Source organism: Plantibacter sp. MMLR14_011 (assembly GCF_001865025.1).
GTDB lineage: Bacteria > Actinomycetota > Actinomycetes > Actinomycetales > Microbacteriaceae > Plantibacter > Plantibacter flavus_A.
This window is the reverse complement of the sequence record NZ_MJGW01000017.1, coordinates 460254-475857: the sequence shown is the minus strand read 5'-3', so window position 1 is coordinate 475857 and position 15604 is coordinate 460254. Positions and strand designations below refer to the sequence as shown.

Here is a 15604-nt window from a genome sequence, read left to right as displayed (position 1 = left end):
CGCATGAACGAAGCAGCCCCGGTCGGAGATCCGACCGGGGCTGCTGTCCGAGGTGGTGCGGTTCAGGCAGCGACGCCGCGCACGCGGAGCGAGTTCTCGATGATCGTGAGCCCCTCCATGCCGGGGAGCTTCGCGATGTGCCCGTCGATGCGGCGCACCTCGGCCAGGCCGTCCTCGTCGCCGAAGAGGTGTCCCATGACGTGTGTGACCTCGGAGTCGGGCATGACGCCGGAACCGACGGGGCCCCATACCTTGCGGAGGAGGAACCGGGTGAGTCGACGTGCGCTCTTCGACGACTCCAGGCGTGCCCTGGCCTGGCTCGCGTAGAACGCCACGTGACGCGTCTCCTGCTTCGCGATCCGCTTGAGGAGCACCGAGAGCACCGGGTGCCGCTCCAACTGCGCGAGGCGGGTGTACGCGGCGGTCGCGGACCACTCGTTCGCCGCGCCCCAGCTCATGTGCACCGCGATGAAGTCGGTGCCCACGAGGTTGCCGAGGATCGATTGCTTGATGGGGTCGAGACGGTCCTTCCAGCCGAGCTTCAGGCGCGTCGCCTTGAGCTCGTCGAAGTCGACCGTGATGTCGTGGGCGGCGAGGACGGCGGCGAGCGCCTCCCCGTGCCAGAACTCTTCACGGTTCCACATCGTCATGAACGCGCCGACCTCGTCGTCCTCATGGGACGGCGTCATGAGCATGTCGCGCAGATAGCAGACCGTGTGGTACTCGATGTCGCACATGTAGCGCAGGCTGCGCAGGGTGGAAGCGGGGAGCGGGTTCGTCTTGAACTCGTCGAAGTCGAGGTCGCTCCAGTTCACCGAGACACTCGTCTCGGTGAACTTGTCGATGTCAAACGCCATGTGCGGTGGGGCGGTCGGGGATCGTGTCCTCGGCCGTCCGCTCTCCTCTCGGCTGTGCGGGGCGCGGTGCGCGGGTCAGTTCGTCTTCGGAGCGGACGCCTCCGGTGGTTCGTGCCCATTCTCGCACCGTCCACCGCCCGGCCTGCGCCAGCTTGTACAAGGTGTGGTCGGGGTTGACGGCGACCGGGTTCCCGACCAGCTGCAGCCAGGCGGCGTCCGCATGGGAGTCGCCGTAGCCGTAGGAGTGCGCGAGGTCCATGCCGTGCTGCTCGGCGTACTGGGTGAGCCAGGCGCCGCGCGCTTCGTCGACGAGCGGCGGGCTGTCGAGGTAGCCCGTGAGGCGTCCGTTCTCGGCGTGCATCGCCCCGGCCACGACCTCGTCGAAGAACGGCTCGAGCGGAGCCGTCATGAGGTCGATGGTGCCGGTGACGAGGATCGTCCGGTGACCGGCTGCCCGGTGCGCGGCGATCTGCTCGAGCGCCTGGGGGAGGAGGCGGGACCGGACGGCCTTGCCGAAGCCGCCCCGGACGATCTTCTCGAGCTGCGCCACGTCGACGCCCTCGTAGCGACGCATGAACGTGCGGATGAACTCACCGCGGTCGCGGAGTTCAGCACCGATGTACCCCGGCATGGACGCGCCGAGTGCAGCGATCTCGATGGGCCAGCGCGACCGCGAGGTCGCGGCGAGCCGCAGCCAGAGGTACTGCTCGATGAGGTTCCAGGCGAGCACCGTGCCCTCGAGGTCGAACACCGCGAGGACGTCGTCGCGCACGGGCAGGATCTTCTGCTGCTTCGCGGCGCCCGCCTTGCGGTTGGCGAAGGCGCGGGTCAGGGTCGTGACGGCGGGGAAGTGGATGCGCTGGAAGTAGTCGTCCCAGTCGATCGTCGTGACGTCGAACCCGCGGTCCGCCTGCTGCTCGGGCGTCAGCGAGGCGTGCAGGGCACGGGTGCGCTGGTCGTCGAAGACGATCTCGCTCTGCACGTAGGAGCGGTAGAGCCCGGTGAAGTCGCGGAGCGAGCCGAGGTCGCTCGACGCCTTGCGGATCCGGTCCTGCCACCCGCGGGTGGTCGCGTTCGCCGGCAGGTGGGAGACGACCCGGCCGGCAGCCGTCGTCGCCTTCTGCCGCCGGTCGATGGAGCGCTCGATCGCGCGCCCGCCGGGGAAGTTCCAGGTCGGCACGCTGATGTCGCCGGCGTCCGCCGGGATCGGGTGCTCGGTGAAGTAGCTGTGCACGTTCGCGTACATCTTGTGGAACGGCAGCGGGTTGCTGGCTCCTGAGCTCACGTGGAAGTAGCGCGCCGCAGCCGGCTCCGGCGGGGTCTGCGCAGCAGCGAGGATCGCGTTGACGACGAAGTCGACGGGGATGATGTCGAGCACGCTGTCGGGGAGGCCCGGGAAATCGGGCAGCTGCCCGCGGCCGTAGGCGATGATCAGCGGGTCGGCGACCTTGTAGCCGTCGATCCAGCCGGGGAAGGGGTGCGCGAGCGCGCTCTCGATGATCGAGGGGCGCACGACGGAGAGTCGGTTGCCCTCGCCGGCCCAGCGCTCTTCGGCGACCCGCTCGGCCATGGCCTTCGTGAAGGTGTAGACGTCGGTCCAGCCGATGCTCTCGGCGCGTGCGCGGCCGTGGGCGACGAGTCGGGCGTCGACCCAGGCGATGCGTGCGGCCTCGGCGGCGTTCGAGACGGCCTGGGGGCCGGCCTTGCCGTGCTCGCGGCGGGCGGTCTGCATGAGCTTGCGCAGGACCTCCGGACGACGGGACGACTCCTCGGTGCGGACGCGCGCCGAGCGGGCTGCCTCGGCCTCGACGCGCCAGTCGACGTCGTGTGCGAGGCTGCGTTCCGGCTGGATGCCCTTCCGCGTGCCGCCGACGTAGGCGGTTGAGACGTGGACGACGTGCGGGGTCGCGCCGCTCTTCGCGAGCGCCGCGTACAGGGTGGTCGCGCCGCCGACGTTCGTGGCGAAGGCCTCGTCGATCGGCGGGTCGAAGGAGACGGTCGACGCGCTGTGGATGACGACGTCGAGGTCGGCCGGCAGTGCCATCTCGTCGAGGCCACCCTCGATCACGCTGACGCGTTCGGCCACGATCGCCGCAGCGGCTTCAGCGCCGACGCGTTCGCGCCAGGCCTTGAACACCGGCTTGCGGAGCAGGGTCTGGAGACGGTCGCTTCCGCGCACCGACCCCTTCTTCCGGATGAGCAGGCTGACACGGGTGGTCGGGTGATCGGCGAGCAGGCGCTCGAGCACCGCCTGACCGAGGAAACCGGTTCCGCCGGTGACGAGCACGTGCGCGCCGTCGAGGGCGTCCGGGACGGTGGCGGGCTGCTCAGCGGCTGGCTGCTGAGCCTCGGGCTCCTGCGTGTCGGGCTGCTCGGCGTCTGGCGTGGGGGTGTCGGTCATCGGTTCTCCTCGAGGCTGCCGCGGCGTCCGCGGCGGGCAAGTCTTGCGGCGAGATGGAGGCCCGACTGACCGGGCAGCGCGTCGATCGACGCGTCGATGCCGAGGACGGCGGGGTCGCTCCAGGTGGCGGTACTGCGGAACACGAGCGCGGCGAACCGTGCCGTCTGTCGGGGGCCGTTCGCATCGGAGCCGGTGGGCCACACGGCGTTCCGGATGCGGCGACGGGTGATGCCCTGCGCACGGGGCGACGCGGCGAGGCGGTCGCTCGCTTGTGCGGTGAAGAAATCGAGGTGCCTGGCCTTCGTCTCCAGGATCTCGTCGATGAGACGGTCGAGCACGGGGTGCGGTTCGCGCTCGCGCACCGTGCGGTACGCCGCGTGGGTGATGAGGTCGTCGATCGTCCCGATCGTCATGTGCCAGGCGATGATGTCCTCGCCGAGCACGTTCGCGACGAGGGCCTGGCCGATGGGCGCGAAGCGGTCGCGCACGCCGTGGACGGTGCGGCGGAGACCCGTCGAACGCGTCTTGTCGCGAGGGGTCCCGTTCGCCTTGAGCACGGTGTCGAGGGTGTCGGTGATCCAGTACTTCTCGTACGCCCAGGTGATGAGGAACGCGGTGACCCTGGCGTCCTTGTGGGTGGGGGTGACGAGCACTCCGCGGAGGTACTGCATGGTCGCGCGCTCGATGTCCGACAGGGCCCGGAGGAGCGCGACCGTCTCAGCACTCAGCGGCGTTTCGGCGAACGCCTCGGCGTCGATCTCCTTGCGACGACTGCCGACGGCGGACTTCGCGTAGTCGCGGACGCTGAACCCGTGGGCAGGCCGCAGCATGGCGCTCTCCTGCTCCGCGTCCTCGAGGGCTGCGGGTGCTGTTCCGCGCGGCGAATCCCGGTTCACCATGGCGTCTCCGTTCCGTGACGATCCGACCTCATCACTGTAGCTTGCAACGATACGCAACGCGTAGCGTATTCTGATCCCCATGGCTACAGCTCTCGTCACCGGTGGGACGTCCGGCATCGGTGCCGCGTTCGCCACGGCGCTCGCCGGACGGGGCTTCGACCTGGTGCTCGTCGCCCGTGACGTCGAGCGGCTCGAGCGATCGGCCGAGCGACTGCGCGCGACCGGTCGCACCGTCGAGGTGATCAGTGCCGACCTCTCGGACCGCGCCGACGTCGCGAGACTCGCCGCACGGATCGAGGACCAGGCGTCGCCGATCGAGGTCGTCGTGAACAACGCCGGGTTCGGCGTGCACGCCCGCCTCACCGATCCCGACACGAGCGAGCTCGACAACGCGATCGAGGTCATGTGCCGGAGCGTCACCACCCTCTCGGGCGCCGCGGCCCGCGCCATGCGGGAACGCGGACGCGGCACCATCATCAACGTCTCGAGCACGGCGGGGTACATCACCACCGGCGGGTACTCCGCGGTGAAGGCGTTCGTCACCACCTACACCGAGGCGCTCGCCGTCGAGCTCGCCGGCTCGGGTGTCCGCGTGACGGCCCTGTGCCCCGGATGGGTCCGCACCGAGTTCCACGATCGCGCCGGCATCAGCACCCGCTCGATCCCGTCGGGTCTGTGGATCGATGTGGACCGGCTCGTCGCCGACGCCCTCCGCGACGCCGGGAGGGGGGTCGTCGTCTCCATCCCGAGCTTCCGCTTCAAAGCCCTCATGGCCCTCGTCAAGTTCGCGCCCCGTGCGTCCATCCGGTGGATCTCCGGCCGGATGTCCTCGAGCCGTCGAGCCGCCAACGCCGCCCAGTCAGGAGCCCGCCGATGACCGCAGAGCCGCGGTTCACCTCCTCCCTCCACGCCAACGCGCGCTTCGTCGCCCAGCGTCTGCTGCTGAAGCCTCTCGTGTGGTCGCTGACCCGCGTGACGGTGACGGGTCGCGAGCGCCTGTCGGGCGTGACCGGGCCGTACATCGTCGTCGCCAACCACCAGTCGCACCTCGACGCACCGCTCGTCGTCGGGGCCATGCCTCGTCGGCTGTCGCGCTACCTCGCCGCCGGCGTGGCGGCCGACTACTTCTTCGACGTCCCCGCCCGTCGGATCTTCGCCGCGCTCTTCTTCAACGCCTTCCCGGTGGACCGCTCGGGCGACCGCAAGCGTGCAGGCGTGTCTCGGCAGCTGCTCGAGAGCGGCGTCCCGATCCTGATCTTCCCCGAGGGCGGCCGGTCGCGGACGGGCGAGCTCGGCCGGTTCAAGCCCGGTGCCGCGGCACTCGCCACACGCCAGGGCATCCCCTGCCTCCCGGTGGCCGTCCTCGGCACCCACTCCGCCATGCCGAAGGGTCGCAACTGGCCCGTCCCCGGACGACCGCCGGTGCGCGTCGTCTTCGGGCAACCGATCCACCCGCAGCCGAACGAGACGCCCGTCCAGCTCATGGACCGCGTCGTCGCCGAGATCGTCGCGCTGCGCGCCTCGGTCGAGCCGGGAGCACACGTTTCGATCGACACACCACGAAAGGAAGCCGGATGACGTCTGTGGAGCACATGAAGTGGTGGGGCTGGGGAGTCGAAGGGGTCGCCTTCGAGCACAGCAACAAGCCGGACTTCGCGCCGTTCGTGAAGCAGGCCGTCGGTCTCGACCTCCGGAAGCCGGCGCAGTCACACCTCAGCTTCGACGAGCTCACCGTCCCGGCGTCCCGTGCGTCCGAGGAGTTCATCGCCGAGCTCTCGACGCTCGTCGGCCAGGGTCACGTGACCACGGACGACCAGGAGCGCGTCGTCCACACCTACGGCAAGAGCATCCGCGACCTGCTGCGGATCCGCGCGAACGACCTGCCCCGCACGCCCGACCTCGTCGTGTACCCGGCTGACGAGGCCGAGGTCGCGTCGGTCGTCGCTGCAGCCGTCGACGCAGACGCCGTGATCATCCCGTTCGGCGGTGGCACCAACATCGCCGGCTCGCTCGACCCCCAGCCGACGGAGGAGCGGGTCATCATCTCGCTCGACCTCGGTCGGCTCGACCGCGTCCTGTCGATCGACGAGGGCTCCGGTCTCGCCACCATCCAGGCCGGTGCGCAGGGGCCCTCGATCGAGGAGCAGCTCGGCGCCAAGGGCTGGACGATGGGCCACTTCCCCGACAGCTTCACGCACTCCACGCTCGGCGGATGGGTCGCGACCCGCTCCTCGGGCATGCAGTCCGACAAGTACGGCGACATCGCCGACATCACCAAGGGTCTGCGGATGGTGCGCCCGAACGGCATCGTGGCGATCCGCCCCGTCCCGAGCGCGTCGACCGGACCGAGCGTCCGCGAGATGATCATCGGCAGCGAGGGTCGACTCGGCATCATCACCGAGGTCACCGTGCAGGTCCACCGGACGCCGGCCGTCCGCGAGGTCCTCGGCTACTTCTTCCCCACCTGGGAGGCAGGGCTCGCGGCGATGCACGAGATCGCGGAGAGCGACGCCAGCCCCTCGGTCACCCGGGTGTCGAACGCCCGGGAGAGCGGCTTCTCGCTCGCGACCCGCAAGGCCAGCACCGGCGTCTCGGCGCAGGTCACCAAGGGGCTCATGAAGGTGCTCACGGCCAGGGGTTGGGACCTCGAGCAGCTGTGCCTCTCCTTCATCGGCTACGAGGGCAGCGCGTCGCACGTGCGATACGAGAAGGGCCTCGTCGGCTCGATCGTCCGGAAGCACGGCGGCATCGGCGTCGGCAAGGGCCCCGGCGCCCTCTACGACCAGAAGAAGTTCGACACCCCGTACCTGCGCGACTTCCTCCTCGACCGCGGAGCCGCGGCGGACGTCTCGGAGACCGCAGCGCCCTGGTCGCGCCTGCAGGAGGTCTACGACGCCGCGAACGACGCCGCCAACGCCGCGTACGACAAGCTCGGGGTGCACGGATGGATCATGTGCCACCTCTCGCACTCGTACCACTCCGGCGCGTGCCTGTACTTCACGTTCGCGTTCATCACCGGCGACGACCCGATCGGCGAGTACGAGCAGGTCAAGTCGGCGATCCAGCAGTCCTTCGTCGACCACGGTGGCACCCTCTCGCACCACCACGCGGTCGGCGTCGAGCACTCGCCGTGGATGGAGCAGGACATCTCGACCGAGGGCGTCGCGATCATGCGCGGCCTCTTCGACAGCGCGGACCCCGGCTCGAACTTCAACCCCGGCAAGATCCTCGCGGACTGAGCCCGGTCGCTGAGTGGTCCTCCGGTCCTGAGTGATTCCTCCGGTTTCTGAGTCGCTTCTCCGATCCCGGAGCCGTTTCTCCGGTCCCTGAGCCTGTCGAAGGGCGGGCTCAGGGCCGGAGCCGACCCGATCGCACCGCAGTCGCCGGCAGCCGGACGATGAGTGCACCAGGGTCGACGGTCAGCCGGGCCGCAGAGACCAGGCCGATCCCGTCGCCGTCGGCCTGGAACTCGGCGGGCGGTGAGACCGTCACGTCGATGCGTCGTACGCGCAGGTAGCGGAGCGCACCTCCGGCGGAACCGGCCGTCTCGACGGCACTCGGCTGCACGCGGCGGCCCCGCGTCCGTCTGCCCTTGGAGAACCGGGCGACGGGATTGTTCGCGCGGTGCAGCCAGCGCGTGACGCGGACCCCGTCCCACCCTTCGAGGGAGCGCACCATGAGGACGTCGAGCACACCGTCGTCCAGGAGGGCGTCGGGCAGGACGTCGAGGCCCGCTGAGACGGTGCCGCAGTTCCCGACGAACATCGTGTGCGTCCGTCCGCTCCGGATCGGTCCGCCGTCCTCCTTCCAGGAGACGCGGGGCCGATCGCGCCGGAAGAGTCCGCGGATGATCGGGACGACGTAGGCGATCCAGCCGAAGCGGCGCTTGAGCACCGGGTCGGCGTAGGCCACCATGTCCGCGTCGACACCGAAGCCCGACATGACGAGGAACGGGGTGCTGCGCCGGACGCCCTCGGGGTTCCGGTACTCGATCAGGCCGACGTCGACGCTGCGGTCCTCGCCGATGAACGCGGCCCGCACCGCGGCGACCGTGTCGATCGGGATCCCGGCGTTCCGCGCGAAGAGGTTCGCGGTACCGACGGGGACGACGGCGAACGGCGTCCGGGTGTGACGCATCGCCCCGGCCACCTCGCGGACCGTCCCGTCACCGCCGGCGGCGATCACGAGCGCCGCACCGCCCCCGAGCGCCTCCGCGACCTGGTCGACCGCGGTCGACCGCTCGCGGGTCGGGATCCAGCTGGTCGGGCCCCAGCCGGCCTCGGCGGCTGCGGCGTCGACGAGCCTCGTCACGCGCTCGAGCTGGATGCGCGTCGGGTTGTAGATCACCGCAGCGTGCGGCGGTGTGCTGCCTCGCGTCATGCGGCCAGTGCCGGCCAGAGGACGGACAGGACCTGTTCCGCCCAGTCGTCGTCCATGTCGGCGCCGCGGACGAGCTGTCCGAGGACCGCGCCGAGGAGCAGGGTCGCGACGAGCCGGCCGTCGAGTCCGGGCTTCAGATCGCCGGTGGAGATCCGTTCGTCGACCAGGTTGGACAGCGCGCGCGCCCGGTTCCTCGTGAGGTCGCGGAGCAGCGTCGAGAACTCCGGGTCGTCCTGGAGCAGGATCGACGCGATCGTGCCCCGGCCCACCACGTCCTCGATCATCGCCCGGGCTTCGTGGAGCAGCCAGGTGAAGGTGTCGTAGGTCGAGAGGTTCTCGGGGATCTCGACCGGAGTCTCCATGGCGCGGGCGACGGCCGCCGTAAGCAGCTCCGAGCGGTTGCGGTACCGCCGGTAGATCGTCGTCTTCGCCACGCCGGTGGTCTCCGCGACCGCCTCGATGTTGACGGCGACCGAGCCACGCGAGCGCATGAGGTCGAGGGCTGCGTCGAGGATGCGGTCGCTCATCTGCTGAGCGCGGGAGACGCGTCGGGAGACGGGCACCGACCAACCTCCTCCGCGCGACGCCGGAGTCCGGTCGGATCGGTCCATTGCGCTACGCCCACCGTAGCGCAATGGACTGGGCGCGCATAGGGACGGCCCCGGTGACGGTCCGGTCGTCAGTCCCAGCGAGGGTCGTCCGGGTCGGGGGAGTCCTCGCCGTCGGCGTCGGTCATGATCGTCGCGCCGTCGATCCAGGCCGTCAGGGCGTCACCGTGCAGCTGCTCGGGGGCGGGAGCGCCGAAGAGCTGCGGGTGCGTCACGGCCGCGAGCGGTGCGTCGCTCGCGAAGACGACGACGTTGCCGAGTGGCCCCTCGTCGTCGACCGGATCGAAGTCGAGGACGACGGCGACGTGGGCGAACACGGCTCGCAGCGTCGCCGCCTGGCGTCGCGAGTAGTCGAACGGGCTGCCGTCGAGCAGGTTCACCGCGATCACGCCGTCGTCCGCCGAGCGCGCCGCCACGCGGCGGTAGAACTCGAGGCTCGCGACCCGACGGTGGATCACCGCCGCATCCCAGAGGTCGACGACGGTCACCTTCGCGTCCCGCCACGCTGTGACGTCCGCGCCGGTGGCGGCGGCTTCGTCGATCGGCTCGTCCGCGACGGCCCTGGCGTCACCGAAGCGGACCTCGACCCGATGACCGTCCGGGAGCGGCAGCGCCTCCAGCATCCCGGTGAACAGCTCCGGTTCGAACTCGACGACGAGCTGCGGCGATCCCGGACGCGTCGCCTGGACGTAGCGGGGGAGCGTCAGCGCTCCGGCTCCGAGGTGGACGACGAAGAGCTCCTCGCCCGCCGGGGCCTCGGCGTCGATCACTCGTGCGATGTGCCGGATGTACGGGTACTCGAGCGAGCGGGGATCCACGAGGGAGACCACCGACTGCGGGATGTCGTCGACGCTGAGTTCGTAGCGCAGCGTCCGCTTGTCGAGGAGGGTGATCCGGGCGTCGCGACCGCCGAACGGCAGTCGGCGGGAACGGGAGAACAGAGGCACCCGTGCAGCCTACGGTGCACGGGCGGTGCTCGACGCCCGGGCCCGGTATCGTTGACCGGATATGGCACACCTTCTCGGCGCTGAAGCGCTCCACCTCGAGTACCCGACCAAGGTCGTCTTCGACGGCATCACGATCGGGGTGAACGAGGGCGACCGCATCGGTATCGTCGGCCGCAACGGCGACGGCAAGTCCACGCTCCTCGGCCTCCTCGCCGGCCGCAAGGAGCCCGACTCCGGCCGCGTGACGGTGCGCAACGGCGTCACGGTCGGCGTGCTCGACCAGTCCGACACCCTCGACCACGACAAGACCGTCGGGCAGACCATCGTCGGCGGCTTCGACGAGCACGAGTGGGCGGGCGACCCGAAGGTCCGCGACGTCATCTCCGGCCTCGCCTCCGACATCGCGTGGGACGCCCTCGTCGCCGACCTCAGCGGTGGGCAGCGTCGCCGGGTCGCGCTCGCCGCCCTGCTCGTGGGCGACCACGACATCCTCTTCCTCGACGAGCCCACGAACCACCTCGACGTCGAGGGCATCACCTGGCTCGCGCAGCACCTGAACCGCCGCTGGTCGAAGAACTCCGGCGGCCTGCTCGTCGTGACCCACGACCGGTGGTTCCTCGACGCCATCTGCACGGCCACGTGGGAGGTGCACGACCGCGTCGTCGAACCCTTCGAAGGCGGGTACGCGGCCTACGTCCTGCAGCGCGTCGAGCGCGATCGCTCCGCCGCGGTCTCCGAGGCCAAGCGCCAGAACCTCATGAAGAAGGAGCTCGCCTGGCTGCGCCGCGGCGCTCCCGCCCGGACGGCCAAGCCGAAGTTCCGGATCGAGGCCGCCAACGCGCTCATCGCCGACGAGCCGCCCGTGCGCAACACGGTCGAGCTGGCCGGCATGGCGACCGCCCGCCTGGGCAAGGACGTCGTTGACATCCTCGACGTCACCGTGTCCTACGGCGACCGGACAATCATCAAGGACGTCGAGTGGCGCATCGCCCCGGGCGAGCGCACCGGCATCCTCGGCGTGAACGGCGCCGGCAAGTCCACCCTGCTCGGGCTCGTCACGGGCGAGGTCGAAGCGACCGAGGGTCGTGTCAAGCGCGGCAAGACCGTCCAGGTCGCGACACTCACGCAACAGCTCGACGAGCTCGCCGAGTACGAGCAGGACCGCGTGAGCGACGTCATCGGGCGGAAGCGCACGAGCTACGTCGCCGGTGGCAAGGAGATGACCCCGGGGCAGCTGCTCGAACGCCTCGGCTTCACGAGCGCTCAGCTCTCCACCCCCGTGAAGGACCTCTCGGGTGGTCAGCGCCGCCGCCTGCAGCTCCTGCTCATCCTCCTCGACGAGCCGAACGTCCTCGTGCTCGACGAACCGACCAACGACCTCGACACCGACATGCTCGCCGCCATGGAGGACCTCCTCGACTCGTGGCCGGGCACGCTGCTCGTCGTCTCGCACGACCGGTACTTCCTCGAGCGGGTGACCGACCAGCAGTACGCGATCATGGACGGCCACTTCCGGCACCTGCCCGGCGGCATCGACCAGTATCTGGAGCTCAACGCCGGGACGGCCGGCAGTCGCTCGCAGGAGCACGACCGACCGACGGCTTCCGGCGGTGGCCCGACCAAGAAGACGCCGAAGCTGAGCGGTGCGGAGCTCCGGAACGCGCAGCAGGAGATCAAGGCGATCGACCGCAAGCTCCACAAGCTCAACGGCCAGATCGAGCAGGCCCACGAGAAGGTCGCGGTCCACGACCAGAGCGACTTCGCCGGGATCACCGCGCTCGGTGCCAAGATCCAGGCCATGTACGGCGAGATCGCCGACCTCGAAGTCCGCTGGCTGGAGCTCTCCGAGCTCGTCGAGTAGCCCACTCGGCGCACGCCGATCCGTCGATCGTCGCTCTGTTCCGAAGTGTTACGCACCGGTTCGTCATCCCTGCTAGGCCGACGTACCGTCGAATCAGCGTCCACCGGCGCGCACCACCCGAAAGAGGAATCACAGCAATGACCTTCTCGAAGAAGCTTCTGGCCGGACTGGCCATCATCCCCGCCCTCGCGCTCCTCGCCGGATGCGCCGGCGGCGCAGGCTCAGGCGCCGCCGCCGAAGACAAGGGCACCGAGGCGAACCCCGTCAAGATCGGTGTCGTCGGCGCGAGCGACCCCTACTGGGAGACGTACAAGGAGGCCGCCGAGAAGGAGGGCATCTTCGTCGACATCGTCGACTTCGGCGAGTACACGCAGCCGAACCCGGCGCTCACCGAGGGCGAGATCGACCTCAACCAGTTCCAGCACATCGTCTACCTCGCGCAGTACAACGAGGCCTCCGGTGAGGACCTCACGCCCATCGGCTCGACGGCGATCTACCCTCTCGGCCTCTACTCGACCAAGGTCGACAGCGTCAAGGACATCAAGAAGGGCGACACGATCGCCATCCCGAACGACGAGAGCAACCAGGCTCGTGCGCTCCTCGTCCTGCAGTCCGCAGGCCTGCTGGAGCTGAAGGACGGCGGCAACATCTTCTCGACGCCCGACGACATCATCGCCGACAAGTCGAAGGTCACCGTCACCTCGCTCGAGGCCTCGCTGACGCCGACCTCGCTGCCTGACGTCACCGGCGCGATCATCAACAACGACTTCATCAACGACTCCGGTCTGAAGGCGTCCGACGCGATCGCGGAGGACGACCCGTCCGACCCGAACGCGCTGCCGTACGTCAACATCTTCGCCGCGAAGGCCGCCGACGCCGACAACGAGACGTACGCGAAGCTCGTGAAGATCTACCAGGACACGAAGTCCGTCGTCGACGGCGTCGTGGAGAACTCCGGCGGTACCGCGGTTCCGCTGAAGACCCCGGTCAAGGACCTCGTGAAGTCGCTCGAGACCGTCCAGAAGGACATCAAGGCCAAGGGCTGATCCGGCGTTCAGCGCGTTCCTGTGGGAGGCTGTCATCCGCTCCCACAGGAACGCTTCGTCGTTCCACCGCCTCCTGATCACCCGACACACCGAGGACACCCCCATGCCACTCGTCAGCCTCCGAGACGTCGCCAAGCGCTACCCGTCTCCGCAGAAGGGCGCCGCGCCGATCGCCGCGATCGACGGCGTCGACCTCGACATCGAGGCCGGTGACGTCTTCGGGATCATCGGCTACTCGGGAGCCGGGAAGTCGACGCTCGTCCGCCTCATCAACGCGCTCGAGCCCGCGACGTCGGGGAGCATCGTCGTCGACGGCACCGAGGTGACGACGCTCTCGGAGCGCGGCCTCCGCGACCTCCGCCTCGGCATCGGGATGATCTTCCAGCAGTTCAACCTCTTCAACTCCAAGTCGGTGCGGAAGAACATCGCGTACCCGCTCGAGGTCGCCGGACGTCCCCGCGCGGAGATCCGCACCCGCGTCGACGAGCTGCTGAAATTCGTCGGGCTGGCCGACAAGGCCGACAACTACCCCGACCAGCTCTCCGGTGGGCAGAAGCAGCGCGTCGGCATCGCTCGCGCGCTCGCGACCTCGCCCCGGATCCTGCTCGCGGACGAGGCGACGAGCGCCCTCGACCCCGAGACCACGCAGGAGGTTCTCGCGCTGCTCAAGCAGGTGAACCGCGATCTCGGTGTGACCATCGTCGTGATCACCCACGAGATGGAGGTGATCCAGTCGCTCGCGACGAAGGTCGCCGTCATGGAGCGCGGCAAGGTCATCGAGCAGGGCGACGTCTTCGAGGTGTTCTCCGACCCGCAGCACGCCGCGTCCAAGCGCTTCGTGTCGACGGTCATCAAGGGCGTCCCGTCACCGGCCGAGCTGGCGGTGCTCAAGGAACGACACGTCGGGCGCATCGTCACCCTGTCCTTCCGCGACGGCGACGCCTCGCAGGCGGGCGTCTTCCTCACGCTCGCGCAGGCGGGTGTCGACTTCGAGCTCGTGTACGGCGGGATCAACGACATCCAGGGTCGCGCGTTCGGCCACCTGACGCTCGCCCTCCGCGGCGACGACCAGACGATCGACGGAGCGCTGACCGCCATCGGATCCCAAGCGACCGTGACGGAGGTGCGCTGACATGGACGCACTGATCGATCTGCTCCCGAAGCTCGGCGACGCGACCGTCGAGACCCTCTACCTCGTGTCCTTCAGCCTGCTCTTCGGTGGGATCGCCGGACTCGTCGTCGGCACCGGGCTCTACGTGACGCGGCCCGGCAACCTGTACTCGCACCCGGTGCTCTACGGCGTGCTCAACGTGATCGTGAACATCTTCCGGCCGATCCCGTTCATCATCTTCCTCGCGGCCGCCCAGCCGCTCTCACGACTCGTGATCGGCACCGGCATCGGTGCGAACGCCTTCATCTTCATCATCTCCCTGGCGGCGACCTTCGGCATCAGCCGCATCGTCGAGCAGAACCTGCTGACGGTGTCGCCCGGTGTCATCGAGGCCTCGCGTGCCGCGGGAGCGAGCCGGCTCCGGACGTTGCTGAGCATCGTCCTCCCGGAGGCGCTCGGTCCGCTGATCCTCGGCTACACCTTCGTGTTCGTGGTCATCGTCGACATGTCGGCGGTCGCGGGCTTCATCGGCGGCGGTGGGCTCGGTGCCTTCGCCATCCAGTACGGCTTCCGGCAGTTCGAGCCGGTCGTCACGTGGGCCGCGGTGATCATCATCATCCTGCTCGTGCAGCTCATCCAGTTCTTCGGCAACTGGCTGGCCAGGAAGATCCTCCGCCGCTAGCTAGTCGAAATCGAGGCTGAGCTTCCGCAGGAGGACGGTCAGCCGGGCCTGTTCGGTCGAGCTCAGGCCGTCGAGCAGGTCCGCCTCGGCGTCGACGAGGCGCGTGATGGCCGCGTCGACCGTGTTGAGTCCCGCGTTCGTCATCTGCACGAGGATGCCACGGCCGTCGTTGGGGTCGCCCTGGCGTTCCACGAGTCCGCGCTCGACGAGGCGGTCGATGCGGTTCGTCATCGTGCCGCTCGAGACGAGCGTCTGAAGGAGGAGGGCCTTCGGACTCAGCCGGTAGGGGGAGCCGGCGCGCCGGAGTGCCGCGAGGACGTCGAACTCCCACGGCTCCAGGTTCGACCGGGTGAAGGCCGCCCGACGGGCCCGGTCGAGGTGGCGTGACAGCCGGGCGACACGGGAGAGGATCTGGAGGGGCGAGAAGTCGAGGTCCGGGCGCTCGCGGTTCCAGGCGTCGACGATCCGGTCGACCTCATCGGTGCTAGCTGGCATCCCACCATTATCGAGGCACGGAAGCCGGTCGGCCTGAATCGGGCGACGGGTGCTGAATCGATGGTCGTCCATCCATGGCAGAATTGACCACGCTCCGCCGTCTCGCGGGGTGGTCCGCCCATGGATGCAGTACGGTCGGCCTTCGATCAGCGCCGACGAGGCTGCTTCCCATCCATGGCAGAATTGACCACGCTCCGCCGTCAGGCTGAGTGGTCCGCCATAGTGTAACGGCAGCACGGCAGCCTTTGGAGCTGTTCGGTCCAGGTTCGAATCCTGGTGGCGGAGCGACCGATCACCGACCGGGCGAGTGCCCGGAC

Annotated in this window: 14 protein-coding genes and 1 tRNA gene; 8 read left to right on the top strand and 7 right to left on the bottom strand. The window is 69.3% G+C overall.

Annotation, left to right across the window (positions count from 1 at the left end; genetic code table 11):
- Nucleotides 1-62 precede the first annotated feature (62 nt).
- Genes BIU99_RS10650 through BIU99_RS10640 form a run of 3 tightly spaced genes read right to left on the bottom strand, consistent with a single transcriptional unit; the run spans nt 63 to nt 4157 of the window.
- Nucleotides 63-857: a hypothetical protein gene (locus BIU99_RS10650; RefSeq protein WP_056007527.1), complete on the bottom strand. Its 795-nt coding sequence runs from the start codon at nt 855-857 to the stop codon at nt 63-65.
- Nucleotides 847-3258, bottom strand: a complete 2412-nt coding sequence (locus BIU99_RS10645) for an SDR family oxidoreductase (RefSeq protein WP_083397294.1) — start codon at nt 3256-3258, stop codon at nt 847-849. The genes BIU99_RS10650 and BIU99_RS10645 overlap by 11 nt, the downstream gene beginning before the upstream one ends.
- Nucleotides 3255-4157: a hypothetical protein gene (locus BIU99_RS10640; protein WP_071261110.1), complete on the bottom strand. Its 903-nt coding sequence runs from the start codon at nt 4155-4157 to the stop codon at nt 3255-3257. The genes BIU99_RS10645 and BIU99_RS10640 overlap by 4 nt, the downstream gene beginning before the upstream one ends.
- 79 nt (nt 4158-4236) lie before the next feature.
- Between BIU99_RS10640 and BIU99_RS10635 the strand changes: the two genes are divergently transcribed.
- From BIU99_RS10635 to BIU99_RS10625, 3 genes are read left to right on the top strand one after another with little or no spacing between them, the layout of a single operon-like run.
- A complete protein-coding gene (locus tag BIU99_RS10635; RefSeq protein ID WP_071261108.1) occupies nt 4237-5034 on the top strand; it encodes an SDR family oxidoreductase in 798 nt (265 codons plus the stop codon).
- Nucleotides 5031-5735, top strand: coding sequence for a 1-acyl-sn-glycerol-3-phosphate acyltransferase (locus BIU99_RS10630; RefSeq protein ID WP_071261107.1), 705 nt, complete (start codon nt 5031-5033; stop codon nt 5733-5735). Before BIU99_RS10635 ends, BIU99_RS10630 begins: the two co-directional genes overlap by 4 nt.
- Entirely contained in the window at nt 5732-7396 is a 1665-nt protein-coding gene (locus BIU99_RS10625; RefSeq protein WP_071261106.1) for an FAD-binding oxidoreductase, read from the top strand. Before BIU99_RS10630 ends, BIU99_RS10625 begins: the two co-directional genes overlap by 4 nt.
- 109 nt (nt 7397-7505) lie before the next feature.
- Here BIU99_RS10625 and BIU99_RS10620 read toward each other — a convergent pair whose 3' ends face one another.
- The 3 genes from BIU99_RS10620 to BIU99_RS10610 all read right to left on the bottom strand — a co-directional run bounded on the left by BIU99_RS10620 (nt 7506) and on the right by BIU99_RS10610 (nt 10092).
- Nucleotides 7506-8537, bottom strand: a complete 1032-nt coding sequence (locus tag BIU99_RS10620) for a diacylglycerol kinase family protein (protein ID WP_071261105.1) — start codon at nt 8535-8537, stop codon at nt 7506-7508.
- A complete protein-coding gene (locus tag BIU99_RS10615; RefSeq protein WP_121289883.1) occupies nt 8534-9100 on the bottom strand; it encodes a TetR/AcrR family transcriptional regulator in 567 nt (188 codons plus the stop codon). Before BIU99_RS10615 ends, BIU99_RS10620 begins: the two co-directional genes overlap by 4 nt.
- 116 nt (nt 9101-9216) lie before the next feature.
- Entirely contained in the window at nt 9217-10092 is an 876-nt protein-coding gene (locus tag BIU99_RS10610) for a spermidine synthase (RefSeq protein WP_071261103.1), read from the bottom strand.
- Nucleotides 10093-10153: 61 nt separating this feature from the next.
- Here BIU99_RS10610 and BIU99_RS10605 point away from each other — a divergent pair, with 61 nt between their 5' ends.
- The 4 genes from BIU99_RS10605 (at nt 10154) to BIU99_RS10590 (ending at nt 14792) form a co-directional block, all read left to right on the top strand.
- Nucleotides 10154-11953: an ABC-F family ATP-binding cassette domain-containing protein gene (locus BIU99_RS10605; protein ID WP_071261101.1), complete on the top strand. Its 1800-nt coding sequence runs from the start codon at nt 10154-10156 to the stop codon at nt 11951-11953.
- Nucleotides 11954-12090: 137 nt separating this feature from the next.
- Entirely contained in the window at nt 12091-12999 is a 909-nt protein-coding gene (locus BIU99_RS10600) for a MetQ/NlpA family ABC transporter substrate-binding protein (protein ID WP_064296485.1), read from the top strand.
- Between the two features lie 103 nt (nt 13000-13102).
- Nucleotides 13103-14131, top strand: a complete 1029-nt coding sequence (locus BIU99_RS10595) for a methionine ABC transporter ATP-binding protein (RefSeq protein ID WP_071261100.1) — start codon at nt 13103-13105, stop codon at nt 14129-14131.
- Between the two features lies 1 nt (nt 14132).
- Nucleotides 14133-14792, top strand: coding sequence for a methionine ABC transporter permease (locus BIU99_RS10590; protein ID WP_064296483.1), 660 nt, complete (start codon nt 14133-14135; stop codon nt 14790-14792).
- Here BIU99_RS10590 and BIU99_RS10585 read toward each other — a convergent pair whose 3' ends face one another.
- Nucleotides 14793-15287 carry a MarR family winged helix-turn-helix transcriptional regulator gene (locus BIU99_RS10585; RefSeq protein WP_064296482.1) on the bottom strand — a complete coding sequence of 165 codons (495 nt, stop codon included), beginning with the start codon at nt 15285-15287 and terminating at the stop codon, nt 14793-14795.
- Between the two features lie 213 nt (nt 15288-15500).
- Between BIU99_RS10585 and BIU99_RS10580 the strand changes: the two genes are divergently transcribed.
- Nucleotides 15501-15572: transfer RNA gene (locus BIU99_RS10580), tRNA-Gln, on the top strand.
- Nucleotides 15573-15604 lie beyond the last annotated feature (32 nt).